Raw genomic sequence first — 24992 nt, forward strand, 5'->3', positions numbered from 1 at the left:
CGGGGGTGGCCTCGGCGGGGGTTGCCTCGGCCGGCAGGGTGTCGGTCTTGTCGTCCATCGGCTGGCGCGGGGCGACCACCGTCGCCGGCTGTTCGTCGGCCGCGACCGGCTCCGGGTCGGCCGCGAACGCGGGTACGTCGACCGCGTCGGTCCGCTCGGTGGCCGGGACGGGCGGCGGGGCTTCGGTGAGGGCCATGTCGCCCGGGTCGACGGCGTTCGGGGCGGAGTCGTCCGGCGTGGTCACGGCGGCGGGTGCGCTGACCGTATCCACAGGCGTCGGCTCGTCGGCGACCGCTGCCGGGGGAGCGTCCACGGCCGCCACCGGGGCGGCCTCGTCGGAGGCGGCCGGCGGCACCGGAGCGTCGATCACGGCGAGGCCGGCGACGGGGTCACCGTCCACGATCGACCGACCCCGCCCGTTGGTCCCTGCGCCCTGCCGGCCGCGCAGCAACCATCCGGCGGCCAGGCCCAGCAACAACGCCAGTAGCACTATCAGCGAGTGTCCGATAGACCACTCCACGGCGAACCTCCCTCTCAGCTCGTCGAAAAAGTCACGAGAAAAACTCGCCGCAGCTTCGCACACGCGCATTACCGACGACAGAGAGGATCGGTCGTAGACGCCGTGGCCGGGACGGTCACCGCATGCGGTGCGCGACGAGTGACACAGCGTCGCGACCACGGCGGGATGCGATCGATCGCCGGACACGGAGCGACCCGGGCCGGCGCGTTGTCGCCGTGCCCGGGTCAGCCGGTGCCGTGTTCAGTCCTGGTCACCCTCGTAGGTGTGGAAGTCGTCGACGAAGCGGCGCCGCAGCGGAGGCACCCGGCTGGTCACTCCGAAGTAGCCGCGCGCCCCGAGCAGCGCCAGCCGGCCCACCACCGGCCGGTACATCCGGTCGTCGCCGCTGGTGCCGCTGCGGTGCAGCGACTCGGCGACCCGCGCGAAGCCGTACGGCACCATGGCGGCCTCGTAGTCCGCCACCGCCTGCACAAGCGTCGTGTCCCCGGCGGCGGCCCGGGTGAGGTGCGCGCAGAGCAGGCGGGCGTCGCGCAGCGCGGTGTTCGCGCCCACCCCGCGCCCCGGGGTCATGGTGTGGATGGCATCGCCGAGCAGGGTGACGGTGCTGCTCTTCCAGGGCGGTGTCGGCTCGGACGTGCTCACCTTGATCGGTAGGGCGCTGCCCGGATCGCTCATCCGCAACAGCTCCCGCAGGTGCGGATGCCAGTTGGGCGTGAGGTCCAGGGCGACGCGTATCAGGTCCTCGCCCCGACGTTGCAGCACGTCGGCCGGGAACCGGCGGGCCGTGCTCCAGATGATCAGGTTGATGTAGTCGGCGCTGGTGTCCGTCGACAGGCCGGGCCAGCCGCGCAGGAGAGCGGCGTCGTCGGCGCTGACGCCGGGCTTGATCGTCCGGTCGGCGGCCCACTTGAACTCCATCACGTGCAGCACGCCCATGGTGCCGCCGGCGCCGAAGATCAGCGAGATGCCCTTGCGGACCCGCTCGGGCACGAGGTCGCGGGTCTGCGCGGTCAGCGGGATGCGGGTGGCGATGTTGATGGTGCCGGCGTCGCGGGTGACCGCGTGCGGCAGGTACTGGCGGCGTACGGCCGAGTGGGTGCCGTCGGCCGCTACCAGCAGGTCGCCGGTGGCGCTGGTCCCGTCGGCGAAGTACGCGGTGACCGTGCCGTCGTCGTGCTGCTCGTACCGGACGAAGGTCTTGTCGAAGCGCACCACGTCGCCCAGGTCGGTCAGCAGCACCTGGCGCAGCACCATCCGGGCCACCGAGTGTTCGGTGTGCACCGGGTCGGCGGTGGGCCGCAGCTCGAACGACGCGGTCTGGCGCAGCCGTTGGGTGACGACGTTGAAGTAGCTCGGCGGCCGGGCGCAGGTGGCCAGGAACGTGGCGAACAGCTTCGGTGACAGGCATTCGCGCAGCGCCCGGCTGCCGGTGGGGCCGATACCCACCCGGTAGCCGAGCAGCCCTTCGGTGCTGTGCTGGTGGCGTTCGTAGACGGTGACGCTGATCCCGGCGCGGCGCAGCCCGTGCGCGAGGCACAGCCCGCCGGTGCCGGCGCCGATGATCAGGACGTGCGGTCCGGTGGTGGACATGTCAGCCGGCCGGGTGGGGCGCTGCCGCGTCGGCGGCGTCCCAGCGGTAGAAGCAGTCGGCGATGGCGTCGCGGGGAGAGCGCCACGTCGGCAGGTACGGCGAGGTGTGGGCCGCGAGCCGCTCGTTGACCTGCTGGAAGAGCGGGTGGTTGCGGGCGGCGGCGAGGGCACCCGGGTTGACGTCCGAGGTCTCGATGAGGTGGACGTACACGTCGTGCAGGCAGTACAGGGACCGGTGCGAGACGCCGGTGAGACCGGGCAGTTCGGTGGCGTCGGACTCGGCGAAGATCTGGGCGACCCGCTCCTCCGCGCCCGGGATGATCCGGCTGACGATCAGTAGACGACTCATGGGAACCCTTCCGCCGGTGGCCGATCCCGGCCCGGGGGCCGGTGGTCACGTGCTCGTTGCGCCCACCGTGCCGCAGGGTGTGTCACGTCACCGTCACGTGCGTCGTCCGGCCGGTGACGGCCGGGCGGCGGTCTGCTGGCCGGGGGCCGCGGGACGGGTGGCCGCCCGGATCGGAGCGAGCGTGTCGTCGAGCAGGGCGCTCATCGCCGGGCTGGGCTCCAGACGCAGCTCTCGGCGCAGCAGGTCACGGTAGACGTAGAAGGCGTGTACGGCCTCGAAGGCGTTGCCCTCGGCGAGATGGATGCGTACCACCAGGCGGTGTGGCGTCTCGCGCAGCGGCTCGGCGGCCATCGCCTCCAACGCGGCTTCGAGGGCCTCGCCGTGCCGCCCCGCCGCGAGGTGCTGCGCGGCCACCTGCTCCAGCATGTGCAGGCGCAGTTGCCGCAGCCGTTCCCGGTCCAGCAGCACCCAGTCGTCGTACCAGCCGGGCAGCAGGTCGTGTCGGCCGGCGGCGAGCGCCCCGGCGGTGGTCCTCGGGTCGTCGCCGTTGCGGACGCGGGCTGCGGTCTGCACGAGGTCGTCCACGTCGAGCCCGACCTCCGGGTCCAGCCGGACGGTGTCGCCGGCCACGATCATCGGGCAGCACGGGTCCTGCCGCAGCCGCCACAGCGCGGTCCGCAGCGACGAGAGTGCCCGCTCCTCCGACACGTCGGGCCAGAGCAGGCCGGCCAACTGGCTGCGGGTGGCGCCGGGGCGCAGTCCGATCAGCGCGATCACCCGTTGCAGGCCGCGCGGCACCACTATGTGCGCGGTGGCGTGCAGGAGCCGGAAACCGCCGAGCAGGTGCAGCGCGAGGTCGGCCGCGCCGCCACGTGCGGCGGTCGGGACGGACGGATCAGCGGCCACGGCGGCACCCCCTGCGGAACGCTCGTTCCGACTGTCTGCTGTGTTCCGGACCGGCTGCCCGCGTCGCCACCGTCGATCCCGTCGATGGAATGCGACAAGGGCTGTCCAGGCGGCGGCACCGCCCGCCGGAGCCGTCGGGCTGACCACCGTGAAGATTATCAATGATGGTCACGGTGAGTCAACGCCACTGTCGGCCATCAGTTGCCTGCGGCCAACCATGAGATCGGTTCTGAACTGCTCAAACGCCATTCTGACGGATCCGGTCGTGCACATGGGACGCATAGCTCATACACAGGTTGCGTCAACGCAGCGTCACCAAGCTGCGTTGCTGGCTGGTCCGCCGCGGTGACGGCGCCGTGACGACGACTGCCGCATCGTGGCCGCAGTCGTCCAGCGCGTCCGGAGGTTCACCCGGCCGGCCCGGACACCGTGGGGGGAGGCCCAGCCATGGACCGATCGCTGATCGTCGCGAAGGTCGTACCGACCGCCGAGGAACGGGTAGCCGAGATCTTCGCCGAGTCGGACGCGACCGAGCTGCCGCGCCTGGTCGGCGTCCGGCACCGCTCGCTGTACCGCCTGCACGACCTCTACGTGCACCTGCTCGACACCGAGCATCCGGCGCAGGAGGCGGTGGAGGCCGCCCGTGGTCACCCCGAGTTCGTCCGGGTCAGCGACCGGCTGCGGCCGTACGTCTCGCCGTACCTGCCGACCTGGCGCTCGCCGCGCGACGCCATGGCGCAGTGCTTCTACCGGTTCGACGCTCCCGACGCCGGGGGACGCTCGTGACCGCCGCCGCCGGACAAGCGGAGCAGCTCTGGTCCCGCTGCGCCGGCTGTGCGAGCCTGCTCTACCGCAAGCGGCTGCGCCGCAACCTGGACGTCTGCCCGGAGTGCGGCGAGCACACCCGGCTCGGCGCCCCGGAACGACTGCGGCAGCTCGTGGACCCGGGCTCCCTGTGCCTCCTGCCCGACCGGCTGCCCGAGGCGGATCCGATCGACTTCGTCGACGTGCTGCCGTACCCGCACCGGCTCAGCGCCGCGCGGGTCAGCACCGGCCTGGCCGAGGCGGTCCTCTGTGCCACCGCCACCATCGGCGGACACCCGGCCGCTCTGGCCGTGATGGACTTCCGCTTCCTCGGCGGCAGCCTCGGCTGCGCGGTGGGTGAGCTGATCACCCGTACCGCCGAGCGGGCGTTGGACGACCGGGTGCCGCTCATCCTGGTCACCGCGTCCGGTGGGGCGCGGATGCAGGAGGGCGCCCTGTCGCTGATGCAGATGGCCACTGTCAGCCAGGCCATCGCCGCGCTGCGCGAGGCGGGTCTGCTCACCGTCAGCGTGCTCACCGACCCGACCTACGGAGGGGTGGCGGCCTCGTTCGCCACCAACACCGACCTGGTGCTCGCCGAGAGTGGCGCCCGGATGGGTTTCGCCGGTCCACGGGTGATCCGTCAGGTCACCGGCCGAGCGTTGCCGGAGGGGTTCCAGACCGCCGACTTCCTGCTGCGCCACGGTCAGGTGGACATGGTGGTGCAGCGCCGGTCGCTGCGGGGTCGACTGGCCGCGCTGCTCGCGGCGGCCGGCACCGGCCGTCCGGCGCGTCCGCCCGTACCCCGGCAGGAGCCGGCGCCACACCACGAGCGCCTGGCCGGCGCGGCCCCAGCCGCGGACGGCACCCAACCGGCGGTACGCGACGCGTGGGAAACCGTTCGCACGGCCCGCCACCCGGGCCGCCCCACCACCCTGGACTATCTGGACTCGGTGTTCGACGGGTTCGTCGAGCTGCACGGCGACCGGCTCAGCGGGGACTGCCCCGCCATCGTCGGCGGTGTCGCGCGGCTGGCCGGCCGGCACGTCATGGTCATCGGCCACCAGAAGGGGCACACCACAGCCGACCTGGTCGCCCGCAACTTCGGGATGGCCAGCCCCGCCGGGCACCGCAAGGCGCTGCGCCTGATGCGTCTCGCCGCCCGCCTCGGCCTGCCGGTGGTCACCCTGGTCGACACCCCCGGCGCCGACCCGGGGATCAGCGCCGAGGAGCAGGGACAGGCGGCCGCCATCGCGGAGAACATCCTCACCCTCACCGTGCTGCCCACCCCCGTCCTCGCCGTGATCACCGGTGAGGGTGGCAGCGGCGGCGCGCTGGCCCTCGCCGTCGCCGATCGGGTGCTGATGCTGCAACACGCCGTCTATTCGGTGATCAGCCCCGAGGGATGCGCGGCCATCCTCTGGCCGGACCGCTCCGCCGCGCCGCAGGCCGCCCGCGCGCTCCGGTTGACCGCACCCGACCTGTGTCGCCTCGGCGTCGTCGACGAGATCGTCCCCGAGCCGGCGACGGCCGCCCACGACGACCCCGCCGAGACGGCCCGACGGTTGCGCGCCGCGTTGCTGGCGAACCTGCTGCCGCTGCTGGACGTGCCGCCCGCGATGCTGGTCCGCCTGCGCCGGCAGCGATTCCGCCGGTTCGGCGCCACCCGCACCGGTATCCGGGCGGTCGCCCGATGACCGCCGCACCCACAGTGGACACCGCCGACGGCCAGAACGCCCGGTCCGACGGCGACGGTCAGCTCGACGGCGCTGTTCGGCCAGACGGCGCTGTTCGGTCCGACGGCGACGGTCAGCTCGACGGCGCGAACGGCCACGTCGACGGCGAGTCCCAGCCTGCTGCGCGTACCGGCCCCGAGGCGGCCGACGGCCGCGACGACGTCCGCCCGGACGGGCGGCACCCGGAGGGCGGGGCCGCCGCGGACGGTGAGGCGGTGCTGGTCGGGCTGCGTCGACAGGCGCGGCACCTGCTCGCCGAGCTGCCCGGGCCGGTGCGTCGGATCCGGTTGTGCAGCGGGACGACGGTGCTGGAGGTCCAGTGGCATCCGGACGAGGCGGCCGCCCTGTCGCCCGTACCCCCGGCGCTGCCGCCTTTCGGTGCCACGCCGACGGCGGGCACGGCCGTGCCCGGCCAGCCGGCCGCGCTGATCCGGCCGCCGGTCCCCGGCCGCGCCGCGGTCCGGGCGCCGATCGTCGGCACCTTCTACCGCGCGCCGGAGCCCGGCGCACGGCCGTTCGTCGCGGTGGGTGACCTGGTCCGTCCCGGTCAACCGGTCGCGATCGTCGAGGCGATGAAGCTGATGAACGAGGTGACCGCCGACCGGGCCGGGCGGGTGGTCGCGATCCTCGTCGGCGACGGCCAGCCAGTGGAGTACGACCAGCCACTGGTCGAGCTGGATCCGGCCTGACGGCGGGGATGAGTGACAGATGTTCGAGACCGTGCTGATCGCCAACCGTGGTGAGATCGCGCTGCGGGTGCTGCGGGCCTGCAAGGAGCTGGGCATCCGCACTGCGGTGGTCTACTCCGCCGCCGACGCGGACTCCGTGGCCGTGCGCCTCGCCGACCAGGCCGTCCGGATCGGGCCGGCGTCGAGCCGGCGCAGCTACCTCAACGCCGCCGCGATCGTGGAGGCGGCCCGGCAGGTGGGCGCGCAGGCCGTGCATCCCGGGTACGGCTTCCTCTCCGAGGACGCCGACTTCGCCGAGATCTGCGCCGACAACGGCCTGACGTTCATCGGCCCGCCGCCGGCGGTGATGGCGGCGCTGGCCGACAAGTCCTCGGCCCGGGCCCTCATGAGCCGCGCCGGCCTGCCGCTGACCGAGGGCAGCGTCGCGCCGGTGGCGACCGCCGCGGCGGCCGCCGAGGTCGCCGACGCTGTCGGCTACCCGGTGATCGTGAAGGCAGCCGCAGGCGGCGGTGGCCGAGGGATGACAGTGGTGCACCATCCGACCGAGCTGGCCCGGGCGTACGCGCGGACGCGGGCCGCCGCGCAGGCCGCCTTCGGCGACGACAGGGTGTACGTCGAGCGGTACCTCACCGAGGCCCGGCACGTCGAGGTGCAGGTGCTCTGCGACTCCCACGGCAACGGCGTGCACCTGGGCACCCGGGACTGCTCGGTGCAGCGCCGGCACCAGAAACTCGTCGAGGAGGCGCCCGCTCCCGCGCTGTCCGCCGCCACGCTCGACGCCATCGCCGAAACCGCGCTGCGGGGCGCCCTGGAGGTCGGCTTCGTCGGCGCGGGCACGCTGGAGTTCCTGGTGGACGCCGAGGAACGCTTCCACTTCCTGGAGATCAACTGTCGGATCCAGGTGGAACACCCCGTCACCGAGATGGTCACCGGGATCGACCTGGTGCACGAGCAACTGCACATCGCGGCCGGGGTGCCGCTGCGGTGGCGGCAGGAGGAGATCCGGCTGCACGGCGTCGCCGTGGAGTGCCGCGTCAACACCGAGGACCCCGAACGCGACTTCGCGCCCACACCCGGCCGCCTGGAGCGGTTCACCCCACCCGGTGGACCGTTCACCCGCGTGGACACCCACGCCAGCGCCGGTTACCTGGTCGGCCCCTGGTACGACTCGCTGCTGGCCAAGGTGATCGTCTGGGCACCCGACCGGGAACTGGCGCTCAACCGGCTGGAGCGTGCCCTGGAGGAGTTCGACATCGCCGGGCCGGGCGTGCACACCACCATCCCGTTCGTGCGGCGGGTGCTCGACGACGCCGCGTTCCGCAAGGGCCGCTACACCACAGGCCTGGTCGACCGCCTACTCGCCGCGTCGCCGCCGCCACCACCGCCGCCGTCGCCCGCGCCCGCGCAGCGGTCCGCGGCCACCCCCACACCCCGCGCCGCGCCCGCCGCGCAGCCCGACGTATCCAACCGGAGGACCCGATGACCGTCACCCATGGCCGCCCGATGACCGCCGAGATCACCGACATCCTGGTGTCGCACTGCGGGCTGGACGCAGACGCCGCGGCACGAGCGCCCGCCGCGTCACTCGAGGAACTGGGCATGGACTCACTCGCGCTGCTGGAACTCTCCGCAGTCGTCGCCGACCGGTGGCAGGTGAGCATCCCCGAACAGGCCGGGCAACTGAGCATCCCGGCGGTGGCCGACCTGGTCGCCCGCCGCACCGACCCGCCCGGACACACCGAGAACTCCGTGGTCATCGACGCCCCTCTCGCACTGGTCTGGGACGTCACCAACGACGTGGCGAACTGGACGGAGCTGTTCACCGAGTACGCCGTGGTGGAGATCCTGCACCGCGACGGGCACACCGTACGGTTCCGGCTCACCATGTACCCCGACGAGAACGGGGTGGCGTGGAGCTGGGTCAGCGAACGCACCGCCGACCCGGTCAGCCGGCAGGTGCGGGCGCACCGGGTGGAGACCGGGCCGTTCGAGTACATGCGGATCCACTGGCGCTACACCGAGGAGGCCGACGGCACCCGGATGGCCTGGACGCAGGACTTCGCCATGAAGCCCACCGCACCCGTCGACAACACCGCGATGACCGAACGGATCAACACCAACAGCGTCATCCAACTCGCGGTGATCAAGGACCGGGTGGAGCGGATCGCCCGGCAGCGCGAGGAGCAGGACCGCGCTGTGGCCGGCGGCGAGTCGACGGGGGCCGGCGATGAGTGACCTGGGCACCCGGCCGATCGCCGCCGCGGACGTACCGGCCGACCGGCGGCGCGGCGGCGAGCTGCGGGTGCTGCTCGGGCCCCGCACCGTCGGCAGCACCTCCGGCTTCCTCGGGGTGGCCACCCTCGCGCCGGGGGAGCGGATCGCCGAGCACTACCACCCGTACAGCGAGGAGTTCCTGTACGTGGCGCGCGGCGCGATCACTGTCGACCTGGACGACCAGCCCACGGCGGTGTCCGCGGGCGAAGCGCTGTTCGTGCCGGTGAACGTGCGGCACCGGCTGCGCAACACCGGCGTGGAGCCGGCCGAGGTGGTCTTCCACCTGGGCCCGCTGGCACCTCGGCCCGAGCTGGGACACGTCGACACGGAGCTGGTCGAGCAACGGGGCGGGTCATGAGCGCGAGGAGTGAGCCGGGTTTGCGAGCCCCGCAGTCGCGAACAGAGGTGGCGCGATGACCGGGCGACGCACGGTGGTGACAGGCATCGGGGTGGTCGCTCCCGGCGGCGCCAGCCGGGACCGTTTCTGGAAGACCATCACCGAGGGACGGACGGCCACCCGGCGGATCAGCTTCTTCGACCCGTCGCCGTTCCGCTCGCAGATCGCCGCCGAGTGCGACTTCGACCCGATCGCCGCCGGACTCACCGACGCCGAGCGGCGTCGCGCCGACCGGTACGTGCAGTTCGCGCTGGCCTGCTCCGCCGAGGCGATGGCCGACGCCGGCCTGGTGCTCAGCGACGCCGAGCGGGACCGCACCGGGGTGGTGCTCGGCACCGCCGTGGGCGGCACCATGGCCCTGGAAGAGGAGTACGTGCGGGTCAGCGACCACGGCCGGAACTGGCTTGTCGACGCGGCGCTCGGCGGCCCGTACCTGTACCAGGCGCTGGTGCCCAGCAGCCTGGCCGCCGACGTGGCCTGCCGGCACGGGCTGCACGGCCCGGCGCAGGTCGTCTCCACCGGCTGCACGTCGGGCATCGACGCCATCGGGTACGCCCACCAGCTCATCGTGGACGGCGAGGCGGACATCGTGCTGGCCGGCGCGGCCGACTCGCCGATCTCACCGGTCACCGTCGCCTCGTTCGACGCGATCAAGGCGACCAGCCCCGACAACGACGACCCCGCGCACGCCTCCCGTCCCTTCGACGCCGACCGGCACGGGTTCGTGCTGGCCGAGGGCGCCGCGGTGCTGGTGCTGGAGGAGGCCGAGCACGCCCGACGGCGCGGCGCCCACGTCTACTGCGAGGTCGCCGGCTACGCCAGCCGCAGCAACGGCTACCACATGACCGGGCTGCGCCCGGACGGGCTGGAGATGGGCCTCGCCGTCACCGACGCGCTGCGACAGGGCCGCGTCGCCCCCGAGCAGGTCTCCTACATCAGCGCCCACGGCTCGGGCACCCGGCAGAACGACAGGCACGAGACGGCCGCGTTCAAGCGGGCGCTGGGCCAGGCCGCGTACCGGGTGCCAATCAGCTCGATCAAATCGATGGTGGGGCACTCGCTCGGGGCGATCGGGTCGATCGAGATGGCCGCCTGCGCCCTCGCCATCGAATTCGGCGTGGTGCCGCCGACGGCGAACTGGAGCACCCGCGACCCGGAGTGCGACCTGGACTACGTGCCCAACGAGGCGCGGGAGGTGCCCGTCAACGTGGCCCTGTCGGTGGGCAGCGGGTTCGGCGGCTTCCAGTCGGCCATGGTGTTCCGCCGGCTGCCTCCGACGGTGGCGGCGTGAGCACCGCCCGGGCGGTCGTCACCGGAATCGGGGTGGTCGCGCCCAGCGGTGTGGGCGTGGACGCGCACTGGCGTACCGTGCTGGCCGGTACCCGGCGCACCGGGCCCATCACCCTGTTCGACCCGTCCGGCTACCCGACCCGCTTCGGCGGCGAGGTCCCCGACTTCACGGCCGGCTCGTACGCCGACAGCCGGCAACTGGTGCAGACCGACAGGTGGACGCACCTCGGCTTCGCCGCCACCCGGCTGGCACTCACCGACGCCGGCCTGCCCGAGCGGGCACCCGACCCGTACGGCTACGCCATGACCCTGGCCAGCTCGTCCGGGGGCAACCTGTTCGGCCAGCGGGAGCTGCAACGGCTGTGGGGCGGGACGTCGCGGACCGTCGGCGCGTACCAGTCGATCGCCTGGTTCTACGCGGCAAGCGTCGGACAGCTCTCCATCCACCACCAGTTCAAGGGACCGAGCGGGGTGCTGGTCGCGGAGACGGCCGGCGGGCTGGACAGCCTCGCGCACGCCGCCCGCGCGGTACGCCGGGGCACACCCGTGGTGATCGCCGGGGCGACCGAGTGTCCACTGAGCCCGTACGCCCTGGCCTGCCAACTGCGCTCCGGGCTGCTCAGCGACGTCGCCGACCCGGAGCGGGCGTACCGGCCGTTCGACGCGTCGGCCAGCGGCTACCTGCCGGCCGAGGGGGGAGCGGTGTTCGTGGTGGAGGACCTGGCGCACGCCCTGGCACGGGGCGCCCGGATCTACGGCGAGGTGAGCGGCTGGGGCGCCACCCACGACGCCGCGCACACCACTGCCGACAGCGCCGGCGACCCGGCCCAGTACGCCCGCGCGATGCGACTGGCCCTGGACCGGGCGGGCGTCGCGGCGGCGGGGATCGACGTGGTGCTTCCCGACGCCCTCGGTGTGCCCCGCTACGACCGCAGCGAGGCCGAGGCGCTGCGCGCCGTGTTCGCCGACCGGCCGCCCCCGGTGACCACGCAGAAGTCGCTGACCGGCAGGGCGCACCAGGGCGGCTCGGCGTTGGACGTGGCCACCGCCCTGCTCGCGTTCGCGCACGACACGCTGCCCGCGTCCGCCGGCCCGGACCGGGTGGCCGACGGGTGCGAGCTGGACTTCCTGCGGGAGCACCGCCGGCCGCGCAGCAGGCTCGCGCTGGTCTGCGCGCGGGGCTTCGACGGGTTCAACAGCGCGCTGGTCCTGCGGGGGGCCGCGCCGACGAGGGGAGAGACGCCATGAGCGAGCAACGGGCCCGAGTGGTCTTCCTGGTGCGGGTGCCGACGCCGCGCACCGAGCGGTTCCTCGCCGCGTACGAGCAGGTGCGGCACCTGGTCGCCGACGGCGTGCCGGGACATCTTGTCGACCAGGTCTGCCGTTCGTCGACCGACCCGGAACAGTGGCTGATCACCAGCGAGTGGGCGAGCCTGGCCGACTTCGAGAACTGGGAGCGCACCCCCGAGCACCGGGACCTGGTGCGCCCGATGCGGGAATGCTTCACCGACGCCCGTTCGCTGCGCTTCCACATCCACGCCCAGACACCGGCGCTGGCCTGACCGCCCGCGCTGATCAGGGACGTCGCTCCGGGTCGTCCCGGACGCGGCCGTAACGCTCGTAGATCACCCGCGAGTCGAACGTCCTCGTCTCGATCAGGTCCAGCCGTACGTCCTCGGTGACGGGTGGCAGGTAGGGCGTGCCGCCACCGACGACGACCGGATGGCGGAACATGCGCAGCTCGTCGACGAGGCCGAGTTCGAACGCCGCCGAGGCGACGCCGGGGCCGCCGATCTCGACGTCCCGATCGGTCGCATCCAGGGTCGCGGCGACCTCCTCGGCCACCGACGCCTCGGCGAGCCGGGCGTTGCCCTTTACCCTGTCGAGCGTACGGCTGAAGACGACCTTCGGCAGAGCGGACCAGGCGTCGGCGAACGCGGCCTTGAGGTCGGTGTCGCGCATCGACGGATCGGTCTCCCACACCAGCATGTCCTCGTAGAGCCGACGGCCCAGCAGATAGCCGCCGAGCCCGCGCACCCGGTCGAGGTGGAAGCCGAACAACTCCTCGCTGGGTGCCCCCCAGCCGAACTCGCCGTTCCGGTCGGCGACATACCCGTCCACCGAGACGCTCATCGCGTAGATCAACATGGCCGCACACCCATCGCGTCGAAAGCGGTACCTGCTGCGCCCATGCTTCCAGAGCCTGACCACGCCCGCGCCGGCAGCGATGAAGCCCCGGAGCGCGTAGGGTCCTGGACCCATGAAGGTGCTGATCTCGGTGGACATGGAGGGCATCTCGGGGATCGTCCACTCCGCCGAGACGAATCCCGATCGGTACGACTACGAGCGTGGCCGGGCGGTGATGACGGCCGAGGCGAACGCGGTGATCGCCGGGGTCCTCGATGCCGAACCGGATGCGGTGGTCTGGGTCGCCGACGCGCACGGAACGTTTCGGAACCTCCTGCCGGAGGACCTCGACAGGCGTGCTCACCTGGTGCGCGGCAAACCCCGCCCGCTGGGCATGCTCGCGGGGCTGGACGAGCACACGGACGCCGTTCTGTTCGTCGGCTATCACGCCCGGGCCGGCGCCGGGCCCGCCGTCCTGGCACACACGATCAGCGACGCCATCCTGGATGTGCGGGTGGCCGGACGATCGCTGGGGGAGATCGGCCTCAACGTGGCCATGGCGGGACACCTGGACGCGCCAGTCGTCCTCCTGAGCGGAGACGACACCGCGTGCACGGAATTCAGCGAGCTGGTGCCCTCGGCGGTCACCGTCGCCGTCAAGCAGGCCCTGGGCCAGACCGCCGCGGTGGCGCTGCACCCGCAGGAGGCGCGGGAGCGGCTGCGCCACGCCGCCGCCGACGCCATCGCCCGCCGTGCCTCGATTCCGCCGGCGAAGCTGACCGGGTCGGTGGACGTCGAGGTCGACCTGTACGGCCCGTACATGGTCGACCTCGCCACTCTGGTGCCGGGTGTGACGCGCGTCGGCGGTGGCCGGACGGTCGCCTTCCACGCCGTCGACGTCGCGGAGGCCTACCGGCTGGTGCAGCTGCTCGTCCAACTCGCCAGCATCAAGCCCGGCTAGCCTGGCGATCGACTCGGATTCCTGCAAACTGCGGTGTCCGATCGGGTCGGACACCCCGGATTCCGTGAATCCGAGTCGATCATGAGCGGGGCCGGCCGCCTGATCGGGCCGCCTGATCGGACCGCCTGGCCGATGGTCGGCGGCGGTATGTGGCAATCGGTCCGGGCGCTTGATTTGATCTAGCCATTTGCATCTAGCGATGCTCCTCGCGGCTGTCGTAGGGTTCCGTCAGCACCCCGAAAGATGTTCACAAACGGGGATTATGCCCTAATTTGTGCTGCGGGTTGAACGGCGAGGGCGATGGATCAATCGACAGGAAACCTTACGGCTGAAAACCCGGGATGGGTGGACGATGTCCTGTTCTCCGGCCGTCCGACAGATGTTTGTCTCCGCCTGCCGGAGCCGATCGACCGGGTCACCCTGCACCGGCTGGTGACCGCCGCACAGGACCGGCTCACCGCCGCCGGCCTGCGACCCGGTGGCGCCGCCGCGCTGCGGCTGCCACCCTCGCTGGCGTACGTGGTCAACCTGCTGGCCACCTGGCGCGCCGGGGGACAGGCGATCCTGCTCGACCACCGGCTCACCGACCACGAGGTGGACCGGGCGCTGACCCGGCTCACCCCGCAGGTGGTGATCGCGCCGCTGCGGACGGCCGGCGGCGCGCTGAAGGTCTTCGTCGACGTCACCGAGAGCGTCACCCGCTACGCCGACCTGCCGGCGGTCAGCGGGCACGCCGTGATCCAACTCAGCTCCGGCTCCACCGGTCCGTCCAAGGTGATCGGCCGTACCGCCGCCGACCTGGTCGCCGAGGTGGGCCGCTACACGCGCATCGACGGCGTGGCGCTGCCCGGCGAGCGCATCATCCTGCTGCCCTCCATGGTGCACGTGCTCGGGCTCGTCGGCGGCCTGCTCTACGGCCTGCACGCCGGGGTCGAACTGGTGCCACCGCAGCGGCTCAGCGGCGACGCCGTGCTCGCCGCGATCGCCGCCGACCCGACGCCGGCCACCGTGCTGGGCGTGCCGTTCCACATCGGTCTGCTCGCCTCCACGCGACCGTCCGGCCCCCTGCCGCAGCTACGGCGGATGACCACCGGCGGCGAACTGGTGCCGGCCGCTGTGGCCCAGGCGTTCACCGACCGGTACGGGGTGCCGCTGGGCAACATGTACGGGATGACCGAGGTCGGGGTGATCGGCACCGACCTGCACGGATCCCACCGGCCGTCGATCACCCCGGCGCCCGGCATCGAGGTCCGCGAGGCCGACGGCGAGCTGTGGGTGTCCTGCCCGGCGTCGCCGTACGTCGGACTGAGTGACCCGACCCGCTGGGCCGACGGCTGGCTGCACACCCGCGACGCGGGCACCGTCGACGCCGGCTCCGGCCTGGTCACCGTGCGCGGCCGGCTCGACTCGCAGGTCTCCGTGGGCGGGATGAAGGTCGACCTCACCGAGGTGGAGGCCACAGTCGCCGAACTGCCCGGCGTGGCAGCCGCAGTGGTGGTGTGGGACGACGGCATCACCGCCTACGTCCAGCCGGACGGCCCGCTGTCGGAGGAGATGCTGGACAAGCTCCTCGCCGAGCGGCTGGCCGGCTACAAGCGACCCCGGGTGCTGCGCCTGCTCGATCAGTTGCCCCGCACCACCACGGGCAAGCTGGTCCGCTCGACCGGCGCGCTGCGCTCGGCGGCGACGCCGTGACCGGCCCGCTGCACCACCTCGACGTCGAGGTCGACTCCTTCCTCCACCCGTACGGCGACGGCCAGGACGAGATCCGGGCCCACCTCCGGGTGGCCGACCCGCAGGGTCGGGTGACCGGGCAGAGCCCGCAGCGCGGGCCCGACCGGCAGCGGCATCTCCCGGCGCAGGCCGCCGTCGCGCAGCCCCAGCCCGAGCGCCTTGCCGGCCGCCTCCTTCGCGGTCCACAGCCGCAGGAAGTCCACCGCGTGCCCGACCTCGGGCCGGGCGGCCAGCCAGGACGACTCGGCGGGCGGAAACCAGCGGCGGGCCAGCGCGAGCGCGGGCAGCGGGCGGACCCGCTCCACGTCCACCCCGACCGGGCCGCCGAGACGGGCCGCGACCACCACGACACCGTCGGTGCGGCTGACGCTGACCGGCAACTCCACGGGCCCGGTGCGCCGACCCTCGTCGGCGGGCTCGGCTTGCCGGCCCCGCTCGACCGGCCCGTCCATCCGGACCCGCTCGACCGGCCCGCCCACCCGGAGGACCGGGCTCCCACCGGGCCGCTGCGTCAGCACCAGCTCGGCCTCCGAGCGGCCGAGCAGCGCGGAACCCGCGCGCAGCAGCAGCCCCCTGGCCGGATCCGGCCGACCGCCGGTGTCCCGACCGACCCACACGTAGGCGGTGTCCCGATCGGACGCCGTCAGTTGGCCCACGCAGAGAGGGTATCCATGAGAGCCGAGGTCCGTGCCTTCGTCGTCGAGCAGCTCGCCGACATGAACTACGACGTCGAGGGGCTCGACGACGACACCACGCTCGGCCCGTCCGGCGTCGACCTGGAATCGCTGGCCCTGGCCGACCTGTCCGTCCGCGTCGAGGACCGCTACGGCCTGACGTTCGCCGACGACGAGTCGGAGAAGCTGGCCCTGATGACGGTCGGCGAGTTCACCACAATGGTCGCCGACCGCGTCGCCGAGGCGACGAGCGACAACGCCTGATGCCCGGTCGGCCCGACCTGGGGCGAGCTGACCTGCTGACCATGCTCGCCGAACTCACCGCGAAACCCGCCGCCGAGGTCCCCGACCGGATCGGCTCGATGGAACTCGCCTGGCTCGTGCACCTCATCGAGCAGCGCTACGAACGTCGGCTCGACCTCACCGACGACGACCTGGCCGGCATCCGTACCGTCGACGACGCCCTGGTGGTCTTCCGGGCGTCGCTGGCCGCCCCCGCAGATGGCTGAGCCGCCCGTCGTCCAGCTCACCGGTGTGCACGCGGTAAGCGCCCTGGGGCGTGGCGCCGACGCGCAGCTCGCCGGGGTCCTGGCCGGTGCGCCGGCGTTTCGCCCGGTACGCCGCTTCGACACCACCGCCCGCCGCGTCGCCGTGGCCGCCACCCTGCCCGACGTGGGTACCCTCGCCGACGAGCTGGCCGCCGCGATCGACGCGGCCTGCGCGGCGGCCGGCCTGGACGACGTACACCGGGCGGGGTGCGCCCTGTTGCTCGCCGTGCACGGCGGACCGGCGCCGGGAGCGGGGCCGACCCCGGCCGCGCTCGCCGGCCAACTCGCGCTGCGCGCCGGACTGTCCGGACCCACGCGCGTCTACACAAGCGCCTGCGTGTCGGCGAGCACGGCGGTGGCCGACGCCGCTGCTCTGATCGCCCGGAGTGACCTGGACCGGGCGGTGGTGGCCGCCGGCTACCTGGTCGAGCCGGACCAGTTCGCGCTCTTCGACGCCGGCAGGGCCCTCGCCGACGACGGTGCGGTCCGCCCGTTCAGCGCCGGTCGACGTGGGTTGCTGCTCGGCGACGGTGTGGCCGCCGTGGTGCTCGAGTCCCGCGCGGTGGCCGGTCGACGCGGCGGTGAGCCGGTGGCCACAGTGGTCGGTTGGGGCCGGGCCGGGGACGCGTTCCACCCCTGCCAGCCGGACCCGTCCGGCACCGGGCTGGCGCACGCGGTGCGTGCCGCGCTGCGCCGGGCCGGGCTGCCACCGCGGGCCGTCGGCTACGTCAACGCCAACGCCACAGGCACCGCGCAGAGCGACGCCGCCGAGGCGGCGGCGCTGCGACAGGCCCTCGACGGGTACGCCGCTCAGGTGCCGATCAGCTCCACGAAGGCGCTGCACGGGCACGCGTTGGAGGCGTCCGGGCTGCTCGAGCTGGTGGTCACCGCGCTGGCGCTGCGCCGGGGCGAACTGCCCGTCAACGCCGGTTGGCGGGCCCCGGACGAGGCGTGCCCCCTGGACGTCATCACGGACCGTCCGCGCCGGACGACCGCGACCCACGCCCTGACCCTCAACGCCGCCTTCGGTGGCGCCAACACCGCCCTCCTGGTCGGCACCCCGTGACCAACCCCGCCGCCCCGCGATCGTGCGTTGTCGACGCCGACGGATCCGGCGAGGCACCCGAGACAACGACCCAGACCACCGTGCGGGAGCTTGCGCGGGCCTGCTGGCCCGAGGCCGGGGACGGGGACGTGCCGGGGGTCCCGGGGTTCGTGCACTCCGCGTTCGCTCCGGTGGTGGTCGCCGTGGCCGAGCGGTGTCTGCGGCGACGGTACGGGACGGGGCCGGTGCCCGCCGACACGCGGACGGCGATCCTGCTGGTCAGCGCCAGCGGCGACCGGGCCAGCGCCGAGCACGTGCGGGCCACTGTCGAGGCCGGCGGGCGGGTCGGCCCGCTGTTCTTCTACCAGTCCGTGCCCAACAGCGTCGCCGGGCACGTCGCGGCCCGCTGGGGGCTGCGCGGCCCGGTGGTCTGCCTCAGCCCGACCGGCGACCCGTACGCCGACGGCACCGCCGAGGCGGCCCTGCTGTGCGACGACGGCGACGCCGACGAGGTGTTGCTGGTCCTGATCGAACAGGCGCCCGACACGTCCACCGAGGCGGTCGCGGTGCTGGTGGGGGGAGGAGCACGACCATGAGGACACCGGGACTGCGCGGCGCGTTGGCCGCCGACACCGAGGTGGGCGCGGGCAACATGCTGGCCCGGGTGCTGGCGCACGGCGCCGACCCGGACGGGCCCGGCCTGACCTTCGACACCGCCGTCGACGGGCACCCGGCCGAGACGCCACTCACGCTGGGCCAGCTCGACGAGCGGGTCGCCGCCCGCGCCGCCTGGCTGCACGAGCGGGGAGTACGCCCCCGCGACCCGGTGGCCGTCTGGGCCACCGCCGCCGCCGACATGGTGCTGAGCTTCCTGGCGCTGGCCCGGCTCGGGGCGATCCCGGCGCTGATGAACGGCAAGCTCCGTCCGGAGATCGCCGCCGAGTACATCCGTCGGCTGCGGGGCGTCGGTGTGCTCGCCGACGACGCGCACACCGCGCTGCTGGCCGGGCACGACCTCGGCGTACCGCTGCTGGGCACGCCCGCGCAGGCCGGCACGGGCGACCCGGCGCAGGCTCCGGCGCACTACCGGCACCACAGCGACGACCCGATCGTGATCACCCACACGTCCGGGACGACGGGGGTGCCCAAGGCGGTGCTGCACTCGCACGCCAGCCTCTTCGCCGCCACCCGGCACCTGCTCACCATGCCGCAGGCGCAGGGCACCCGCCGGATCCTCAACGCCCTGCCCGCGCCGCACACGGCCACCGTGCTGATGGTCAACCAGGCGCTGGGCAACCGCGCGGAGATGTTCCTGCTGTCCGAGCAGGGCGGCGATCGGGTGCTCGACGCCATCCAGCGCTGGCGTCCCGACGGGGTGTTCGGTTTCTCGGTCACCTGGGCCGAGCTGGCCCGCTTCGACCTGTCCGGGTACGACCTGGACTCGGTGCGGCTGTGGTTCAACACCGGCGACTGCTCGCACGAGCCGCACATCCGCAGGCTCGTCGCCGTCGGCTGGCGGGACACCGTCACCCGCGACGGGGTGGCCCGGGTGCCCGGCTCGGTCTTCATCGACGGGCTGGGCTCCAGCGAGATGGGGCACTCCATGTTCCACATCACCCACCGCGCCGACACCGACAGGTACGGCCGCTGCATCGGCCGCCCGTACGAGTTCGCCCGGGTGGCGGTGCTCGACGCCGAGGGCGAACCGGTGCCGGTCGGCGAGGTGGGCTTCCTGGGCGTGGATTCGCCGTCGCTGTTCCGGGGCTACTGGAACGACTCGGTCACCACCTACCGGTTCCGCCAGCGCGGCTGGTACCTCACCGGCGACCTGGTCCGCGCCGACGCCGACGGCCGCTACTACCACCTGGACCGGGCTGTCGACTCGGTCGACGCCGGTGACGGCAGGCGGTTCTTCACCGCCCTGGCCGAGGAGCAGATCCTCGCCACCTGCCCGGACGTCACCGACTGCACGGTGGTGATCGTCGCCGAGGCCGGCGGCGTGGTCACCGACGTGCTGCTGGAGTTGGCCGCCGGCGCCGACGAGGCCGAGGACCGCACCGAACGGGTCCGCGCCGCGCTCGGCCCCGACGTCGGCGCCACGCTGCGCCGGGTGGTGCCGGTGCGCTCGGACGACATACCGGTCACCGTCACCGGCAAGGTCCGCAAGGTGGCGCTGCGCGAGCGCTACCTGACCGAGGCGTCGTCGTGAGCGGCCGATCCGGGGTGTTGTCGTGACCGCGCTGATCACCGGGATGGGCCTGTTCACCCCAGTCGGGCGGGGCGTCGAGGAGACCTTCGACGCGCTGACCACCGGCCGGTCCGGGCTGACCCGGCCACCCGACGGCCATCCGGCGCACGCGTCGCTGGACGTCGCCGGCCTGCTGCCGGACATCGACCCCCGCAGCGTCGTGTCCGGGCCGGAGAGCCGCGTGCTGGACCGGATCGTGGTGCTCGCGCTGCTCGCCGCCGCGGACGCGCTCGCCGACGCCGGCATCGAGGTGGGCCGCGACGTCGACCCCGGCCGGATCGGCGTGATCGTCGGCGGGGTCGGCGGGATGGCCACCCTGGAGACCCAGGTGCTCGCCCGCGCCGCCCGGGGCCGCGCGGCGGTCAGCCCGTACCTGCTCACCGGCATCCTGCCGAACATGCCGGCGGCCCGGATCGCCATCGCGCACGGCATCCGGGGCTACAGCTCGTCGGTCGGCACGGCCTGCGCGTCCGGCGCGCAGGCGGTCGCGGACGCGGTCCGGTTGATCCGGGCGGGGGAGGCCGACGTGGTGGTCTGCGGGGCCAGCGAGGCGCCGCTGTTCCCCACCTTCGCCGACACCTTCGGCAACGCGCGGGCGCTGGCTCGCGCCGGGGACGATCCGTCCCGGGCGAGTCGGCCGTTCGACACGTCCCGCTCCGGGTTCGTGCTCTCGGAGGGGGCGGCGCTGCTGGTGCTGGAGAGCGCCGAGCACGCCGCCGCACGCGGCGCCACCGCGTACGCCGAGGTGGCCGGCTACGGCGCGACCACCGACGCGTACCACCCGACCGCCCCGCGCCCCGACGGCGCCGGCGCGGCCGCGTGCATGCGCGGCGCGCTGCGCAGCTCGGGCGTGCCCGCGGCGGTGGTCGGCTACGTCAACGCGCACGGCACCGGCACGAAGCTCGGCGACGTCGCCGAGACCACCGCCCTCGCGGACGTCTTCGGCGACGGCGGCGTGCCGGTCAGCTCCACCAAGGCGCTCACCGGTCACCTGCTCGGCGCCTCCGGGGTGCTGGAGGCGGCGGTGACCGCGCTGGCGCTCGGTCGAGGGCTGTTGCCACCGACGTACCACCTCGACGACCCGGACCCGGCCTGCCCGGCGGACCACATCCGTGGCGCGCCCCGTAAGGCCGACCCGGAGTACGCGCTCACCAACTCGTTCGGGTTCGGCGGCCAGAACGTGAGCCTGCTGCTCGCGCGGGTCGCCGAGCCGAGGAGGTGAGCGACGCGGCATCCCGGACGGGGGGCGTCCGGACGGCAACACGGGGGGAAAGCATGGGGAAGGGCACTGAGAAGATGGACATCCGTGGGATCGACCACATCGAACTCTACGTAGGCGACGCCCGGCAGGCGGCCTTCTACTTCAGCACCGCCGTCGGTTTCCAGATCTGCGGCCAGGGTGGCCCGGAGACCGGGCTGACCGGGCAGCGTTCACTGCTGCTCTGCCATGGCGACATTCGCCTGCTGCTCACCTCCGGGCTGAGCGCCGAGCATCCGGCCGCCAGGTACGTGCAGCGCCACGGCGATGGCATCGCGGTCGTCGCCGTCGAGGTCGGCGACGTCGCCGAGGCGTACGCCGAGCTGGTGGGCCGGGGCGCCACGGGCGTGACGCCACCGACCACGCTTACCGGCGCGGACGCCGAGGTGGTGACCGCCGAGGTGGAGGGCTTCGCCGACGTGCGGCACCGCCTGGTGCAGCGCACCGGGAGCCGCGCCGACTTCCTGCCCGGCGTGATCACACCGACGCCGTTCGCGGCGGACGAGGGGAAGCCGGTCCTCGCCGAGGTCGACCACCTGGCGGTCTGCGTGCCGCCCGGCGAGCTGGACGAGACGGTCCGGCACTTCGAGGCGCTGTTCGACTTCGCGCAGATCTTCGAGGAGCACATCGAGGTCGACGGGCAGGGCATGAACTCCAAGGTGGTGCAGAGCCCGTCCGGACAGGTCACCGTGGTCCTGCTGGAGCCGGACCGGGCCCGCCGGCCGGGGCAGATCGACGCGTTCCTCGACCAGCACGCTGGTGGGGGAGTGCAGCACCTGGGGCTGCGTACCGACGACATCGTCGCCGCCGTGGAGTCGCTGGGCCGACGTGGTGTCCGCTTCGCCGGCACCCCCGCCAGCTACTACGACGCCCTGGAGGCGCGGGTCGGCCGGGTGGACGCGCCGCTGGAACGGCTGCGCGAGCTGGGGGTGCTCGTCGACTCCGACCACGGCGGGCAGCTGTTGCAGATCTTCGCCGAGTCGATGCACGTGCGCCGCACGCTCTTCCTGGAGCTGATCGAGCGGCGCGGGGCGAGCGGCTTCGGCAGCGGCAACATCAAGGCGCTGTACGAGGCCAAGGAGCGGGAACTGGCCGCAGCGGCGGCCACGCCACAGGGGGTGGGGGCGTGAGCCTGACGCCCGAGGAGCAGGCGCTGCTGCCCTCCGACGACGACGTGCGGCACTACGCCGAGCACGGCTGGTACCTGTCGAAAAAGATCTTCACCGACGACGAGGTGGACGCCCTCGCCGCCGCAGCGCAGCGCTACTACAACGGCGAACGCGACCGCCGGCTGCCGGTACGCCCACCGAAGCTCGCCTACTGGGAGCCCGCCCGGGGGCCGGTGCAGCGGCACAACGACTACGTCCACCACGAGCATGACGGGCTGGGCGCGATCCTGCGCAAACCGCTTGTCGGCGCGGTGGCCGCCCGGCTCGCCGAGGCCGACGAGATCCGGGTCTTCCAGTCCACGCTTATCTACAAGCCGCCGATCTCCGGCGAGCCGAGCAACATCGTGCCCTGGCACTTCGACAAGCACTACTGGGCGTCGTCGTCGTCGGAGAAGATGCTCACCGCGTTCATCCCCTTCCACGACTGCGGCGAGGAGATGGGCACCATCACCATGGTCGACGGCTCGCACCGGTGGAAGGAGATCGGCGCGGACGACACGGTGGTGCGGCATTTCGCCGACCGCGACCGCAGCCAGCTGGAGGAGATGCTGGCCGAGAACGCCGCGTACAACGGCGCGGAGATCCGCAAGATCCCGATGGTGATCCCCAAGGGGCACGTGAGCTTCCACCACTGCCGGACCTACCACGGCAGCGGCCCCAACGTCAGCGGACGCCCCCGGCAGGCGATCTCGCTGCACCTGCAGGACGGCGACAACGCCTGGCGGGAGTATCCGCTCTCCGACGGCTCGCTCGCCGCGTACAACCACGACGTGCTGGTCCGCCGCACCCACGAGGGGCGGCCCGACTACGCGGACCCGGACTACTGCCCCGTCATCTGGCGCCACCGCGCCCCGCAGGGAGGCTGACATGTCACGCTACGACTGGGGTAGGACGCACCCGGGCATCGAACGGCTGGAACGGGCGGTGACCGAGCGACGCGACGCCGTGGTGAAGCACCCGCTCTACGCCAACCTGGACACCCACGAGGCGCTCGTCACCTTCATGGAGCACCACGTGTTCGCGGTCTGGGACTTCATGTCCCTGCTGAAGTCGTTGCAGCGGCAGCTGACCTGCGTGACAGTCCCGTGGATCCCGACCGGCCCGACCGGCAGCCGTCGCCTCATCAACGACATCGTCATGGTGGAGGAGAGCGACGAGCTGGGCGAGGGCTACATCAGCCACTTCGAGCTGTACGTGCGGGGCATGGCCGAGGCCGGCGCGGACACCACAGCCGTGAACGCCCTCGTCGATCTGCTGCGCGCCGGCCGGCCGGTGACCGACGCGCTCGCCGAGGCGGGGGCGCCTGCCGCGTCCGCGACGTTCGCCGCGACCACCTGGCACATCATCGAGTCCACGCCTGTGCACTGCCAGGCGGCGGCCTTCGCGTTCGGCCGGGAGGACCTCATCCCGGACATGTTCACGCAGGTCGTCGCGGTCAACGAGCGCAGCAACCGGCTGCACACGTTCGTCGACTACCTGGAACGGCACATCGAGGTCGACGGCGAACAGCACACCCCGATGGCCATGCAGATGCTCGCCGACCTGTGCGGCGACGACGACGCCAAGTGGCAGGAGTGCGCCGACACGGTAAACACCGCCCTCGCCGCCCGCGCCCGGCTCTGGGACGACATCCTCGCCGCGGTCAAGGGGCCGGCGTGACCGACGCCGACCCGGTCCGGCTCTACCGCACGGTCCGGCTGATCCGCCGGTTCGAACAACGTGCGGTGGAGCTGGTCCACGGCGGGCAGATCGTCGGCGGCATCCACCCGTACCTCGGTCAGGAGGGGATCGCCGCCGGCGTCTGCGCCGCCCTGGGTGTCGACGACGTGCTCGCCGGCACCCACCGCGGCCATGGGCACGTGCTGGCCCGCGGTGCCGATCCGGCGCGGATGCTCGCCGAGCTGTGCGGCCGGCTGACCGGCCTCAACGCCGGACGGGGCGGCTCGATGCACGCCGCCGACTTCAGCATCGGCGTGCTCGGCGCGAACGCCATCGTCGGCGCCTCCGGGGCGATCATCACCGGCGCGGTGTGGGCCCGCCGACGGCAGGGCCACGACACCGTCGGGGTGAGCTTCTTCGGCGACGGCGCGGTAAACGAGGGGATGCTGCTGGAGGCGTTCAACCTGGCCGCGCTGTGGCGGGTGCCGGTGCTGTTCGTCTGCGAGAACAACGGCTACGCCACCACCATGCCGGTCGCCGGCGCGGTGGCCGGCAGCATCGCCGGCCGCGCCGCCGCGTTCGACATTCCGGCCGTCCAGGTCGACGGCCAGGACCCCGAGGCGGTACGCGACACGGCGGCGGCCGCCGTCGGCCGGATGCGCGCCGGCGGCGGCCCCGAGCTGGTCGAGGCCCGTACCTACCGCTTCGACGCCCACCACACCTTCGAACATGCGGTACGCCTCGACTACCGACCGCCCGACGAGGTGCGCCGGGGTCAGGCCCGGGACCCGGTTCGCATCCAGGGCGACCGACTCTCCGACGTCGACCGTGCCGCAGTGGACGCCGAGGTCGAGGCGACTCTCGACGCGGCGGTGCGCTTCGCCCTGGACAGCCCGGAACCCGACCCGGCCGACGCGTTGACCTACCTGTACGCCAGCGGCCTGACCGCCCGCACCGGAGGTGGCTGAATGTCCCCGCGCACCGGAGGTGGCTGAATGTCCCTGCGCACCGGAG

26 protein-coding genes and 1 pseudogene are annotated in these 24992 nt (G+C 73.2%); 21 read left to right on the forward strand and 6 right to left on the reverse strand.

What is annotated here, in order from left to right:
* The 4 genes and pseudogenes from ACGFIE_RS07490 to ACGFIE_RS07505 form a co-directional block, all read right to left on the reverse strand.
* Positions 1-520 (reverse strand): annotated as a pseudogene (locus ACGFIE_RS07490) (hypothetical protein); the annotation flags it as partial.
* Positions 521-760: 240 nt separating this feature from the next.
* Positions 761-2110, reverse strand: coding sequence for an FAD-dependent oxidoreductase (locus tag ACGFIE_RS07495; protein ID WP_393292093.1), 1350 nt, complete (start codon positions 2108-2110; stop codon positions 761-763).
* A gap of 1 nt (position 2111) precedes the next feature.
* Entirely contained in the window at positions 2112-2459 is a 348-nt protein-coding gene (locus tag ACGFIE_RS07500; RefSeq protein ID WP_393292095.1) for a TcmI family type II polyketide cyclase, read from the reverse strand.
* A gap of 93 nt (positions 2460-2552) precedes the next feature.
* Positions 2553-3365, reverse strand: a complete 813-nt coding sequence (locus ACGFIE_RS07505) for a BTAD domain-containing putative transcriptional regulator (RefSeq protein ID WP_393292097.1) — start codon at positions 3363-3365, stop codon at positions 2553-2555.
* Between the two features lie 447 nt (positions 3366-3812).
* Here ACGFIE_RS07505 and ACGFIE_RS07510 point away from each other — a divergent pair, with 447 nt between their 5' ends.
* The 9 genes from ACGFIE_RS07510 to ACGFIE_RS07550 are packed head-to-tail and all read left to right on the forward strand — an operon-like array spanning position 3813 to position 12117.
* Positions 3813-4151, forward strand: coding sequence for a TcmI family type II polyketide cyclase (locus tag ACGFIE_RS07510; protein ID WP_363688162.1), 339 nt, complete (start codon positions 3813-3815; stop codon positions 4149-4151).
* Entirely contained in the window at positions 4148-5866 is a 1719-nt protein-coding gene (locus ACGFIE_RS07515) for an acetyl-CoA carboxylase carboxyltransferase subunit alpha (protein WP_393292099.1), read from the forward strand. The genes ACGFIE_RS07510 and ACGFIE_RS07515 overlap by 4 nt, the downstream gene beginning before the upstream one ends.
* Entirely contained in the window at positions 5863-6594 is a 732-nt protein-coding gene (locus tag ACGFIE_RS07520; RefSeq protein ID WP_393292101.1) for an acetyl-CoA carboxylase biotin carboxyl carrier protein, read from the forward strand. Before ACGFIE_RS07515 ends, ACGFIE_RS07520 begins: the two co-directional genes overlap by 4 nt.
* Positions 6595-6613: 19 nt before the next feature.
* Positions 6614-8077, forward strand: a complete 1464-nt coding sequence (locus ACGFIE_RS07525) for an acetyl/propionyl/methylcrotonyl-CoA carboxylase subunit alpha (RefSeq protein ID WP_393292103.1) — start codon at positions 6614-6616, stop codon at positions 8075-8077.
* Positions 8074-8829 carry an SRPBCC family protein gene (locus ACGFIE_RS07530; RefSeq protein ID WP_393292105.1) on the forward strand — a complete coding sequence of 252 codons (756 nt, stop codon included), beginning with the start codon at positions 8074-8076 and terminating at the stop codon, positions 8827-8829. The genes ACGFIE_RS07525 and ACGFIE_RS07530 overlap by 4 nt, the downstream gene beginning before the upstream one ends.
* Positions 8822-9226 (forward strand): cupin domain-containing protein, encoded by a 405-nt coding sequence (locus ACGFIE_RS07535; protein ID WP_393292106.1) that lies wholly within the window; start codon positions 8822-8824, stop codon positions 9224-9226. The genes ACGFIE_RS07530 and ACGFIE_RS07535 overlap by 8 nt, the downstream gene beginning before the upstream one ends.
* A 55-nt stretch (positions 9227-9281) precedes the next feature.
* The gene (locus tag ACGFIE_RS07540; RefSeq protein ID WP_393292108.1) at positions 9282-10556 is read left to right on the forward strand and encodes a beta-ketoacyl-[acyl-carrier-protein] synthase family protein; all 1275 of its coding nucleotides are present in this window, start codon (positions 9282-9284) and stop codon (positions 10554-10556) included.
* Complete coding sequence (locus tag ACGFIE_RS07545; protein ID WP_393292110.1) at positions 10553-11803, forward strand: beta-ketoacyl synthase N-terminal-like domain-containing protein; 1251 nt, start codon at positions 10553-10555, stop codon at positions 11801-11803. Before ACGFIE_RS07540 ends, ACGFIE_RS07545 begins: the two co-directional genes overlap by 4 nt.
* Complete coding sequence (locus tag ACGFIE_RS07550) at positions 11800-12117, forward strand: antibiotic biosynthesis monooxygenase family protein (protein WP_393292112.1); 318 nt, start codon at positions 11800-11802, stop codon at positions 12115-12117. Before ACGFIE_RS07545 ends, ACGFIE_RS07550 begins: the two co-directional genes overlap by 4 nt.
* A gap of 13 nt (positions 12118-12130) precedes the next feature.
* Here the strand turns inward: ACGFIE_RS07550 and ACGFIE_RS07555 are convergent, their stop codons facing one another.
* Complete coding sequence (locus ACGFIE_RS07555; RefSeq protein ID WP_393292114.1) at positions 12131-12703, reverse strand: dihydrofolate reductase family protein; 573 nt, start codon at positions 12701-12703, stop codon at positions 12131-12133.
* A 112-nt stretch (positions 12704-12815) separates the two neighbouring features.
* On the opposite strand from ACGFIE_RS07555, the gene ACGFIE_RS07560 reads away from it, so the two are divergent.
* Positions 12816-13643, forward strand: a complete 828-nt coding sequence (locus tag ACGFIE_RS07560; protein ID WP_393292116.1) for a M55 family metallopeptidase — start codon at positions 12816-12818, stop codon at positions 13641-13643.
* A gap of 300 nt (positions 13644-13943) precedes the next feature.
* Positions 13944-15338 (forward strand): class I adenylate-forming enzyme family protein, encoded by a 1395-nt coding sequence (locus tag ACGFIE_RS07565; protein ID WP_393292118.1) that lies wholly within the window; start codon positions 13944-13946, stop codon positions 15336-15338.
* Here the strand turns inward: ACGFIE_RS07565 and ACGFIE_RS07570 are convergent.
* Entirely contained in the window at positions 15266-16033 is a 768-nt protein-coding gene (locus ACGFIE_RS07570) for a 4'-phosphopantetheinyl transferase family protein (protein WP_393292121.1), read from the reverse strand. The two genes, ACGFIE_RS07565 and ACGFIE_RS07570, sit on opposite strands and share 73 nt — an antisense overlap.
* 15 nt (positions 16034-16048) lie before the next feature.
* Here ACGFIE_RS07570 and ACGFIE_RS07575 point away from each other — a divergent pair, with 15 nt between their 5' ends.
* From ACGFIE_RS07575 to ACGFIE_RS07620, 10 genes are all read left to right on the forward strand, one after another.
* Entirely contained in the window at positions 16049-16315 is a 267-nt protein-coding gene (locus ACGFIE_RS07575; protein WP_007460627.1) for an acyl carrier protein, read from the forward strand.
* Positions 16315-16560 (forward strand): acyl carrier protein, encoded by a 246-nt coding sequence (locus tag ACGFIE_RS07580; protein WP_393292123.1) that lies wholly within the window; start codon positions 16315-16317, stop codon positions 16558-16560. The genes ACGFIE_RS07575 and ACGFIE_RS07580 overlap by 1 nt, the downstream gene beginning before the upstream one ends.
* Positions 16553-17665, forward strand: a complete 1113-nt coding sequence (locus ACGFIE_RS07585) for a beta-ketoacyl-[acyl-carrier-protein] synthase family protein (protein WP_393292125.1) — start codon at positions 16553-16555, stop codon at positions 17663-17665. The genes ACGFIE_RS07580 and ACGFIE_RS07585 overlap by 8 nt, the downstream gene beginning before the upstream one ends.
* An 80-nt stretch (positions 17666-17745) precedes the next feature.
* Positions 17746-18240 carry a beta-ketoacyl synthase chain length factor gene (locus ACGFIE_RS07590; RefSeq protein ID WP_393292127.1) on the forward strand — a complete coding sequence of 165 codons (495 nt, stop codon included), beginning with the start codon at positions 17746-17748 and terminating at the stop codon, positions 18238-18240.
* On the forward strand, positions 18237-19853 hold the full coding sequence (locus ACGFIE_RS07595) for a class I adenylate-forming enzyme family protein (RefSeq protein WP_393292129.1): 1617 nt from the start codon (positions 18237-18239) through the stop codon (positions 19851-19853). Before ACGFIE_RS07590 ends, ACGFIE_RS07595 begins: the two co-directional genes overlap by 4 nt.
* A gap of 22 nt (positions 19854-19875) precedes the next feature.
* Positions 19876-21114 carry a beta-ketoacyl-[acyl-carrier-protein] synthase family protein gene (locus ACGFIE_RS07600; protein ID WP_393292131.1) on the forward strand — a complete coding sequence of 413 codons (1239 nt, stop codon included), beginning with the start codon at positions 19876-19878 and terminating at the stop codon, positions 21112-21114.
* 74 nt (positions 21115-21188) lie between these two features.
* Complete coding sequence (hppD, locus tag ACGFIE_RS07605) at positions 21189-22280, forward strand: 4-hydroxyphenylpyruvate dioxygenase (RefSeq protein ID WP_393293193.1); 1092 nt, start codon at positions 21189-21191, stop codon at positions 22278-22280.
* The gene (locus tag ACGFIE_RS07610; RefSeq protein ID WP_393292133.1) at positions 22277-23185 is read left to right on the forward strand and encodes a phytanoyl-CoA dioxygenase family protein; all 909 of its coding nucleotides are present in this window, start codon (positions 22277-22279) and stop codon (positions 23183-23185) included. Before hppD ends, ACGFIE_RS07610 begins: the two co-directional genes overlap by 4 nt.
* 1 nt (position 23186) lies before the next feature.
* Positions 23187-23978, forward strand: a complete 792-nt coding sequence (locus ACGFIE_RS07615) for a DUF3050 domain-containing protein (protein WP_393292135.1) — start codon at positions 23187-23189, stop codon at positions 23976-23978.
* On the forward strand, positions 23975-24946 hold the full coding sequence (locus tag ACGFIE_RS07620) for a thiamine pyrophosphate-dependent dehydrogenase E1 component subunit alpha (RefSeq protein WP_393292137.1): 972 nt from the start codon (positions 23975-23977) through the stop codon (positions 24944-24946). The genes ACGFIE_RS07615 and ACGFIE_RS07620 overlap by 4 nt, the downstream gene beginning before the upstream one ends.
* Positions 24947-24992: the final 46 nt, after the last annotated feature.

It is taken from the genome of Micromonospora sp. NPDC049275, from assembly GCF_043197115.1.
Lineage (GTDB): Bacteria > Actinomycetota > Actinomycetes > Mycobacteriales > Micromonosporaceae > Micromonospora.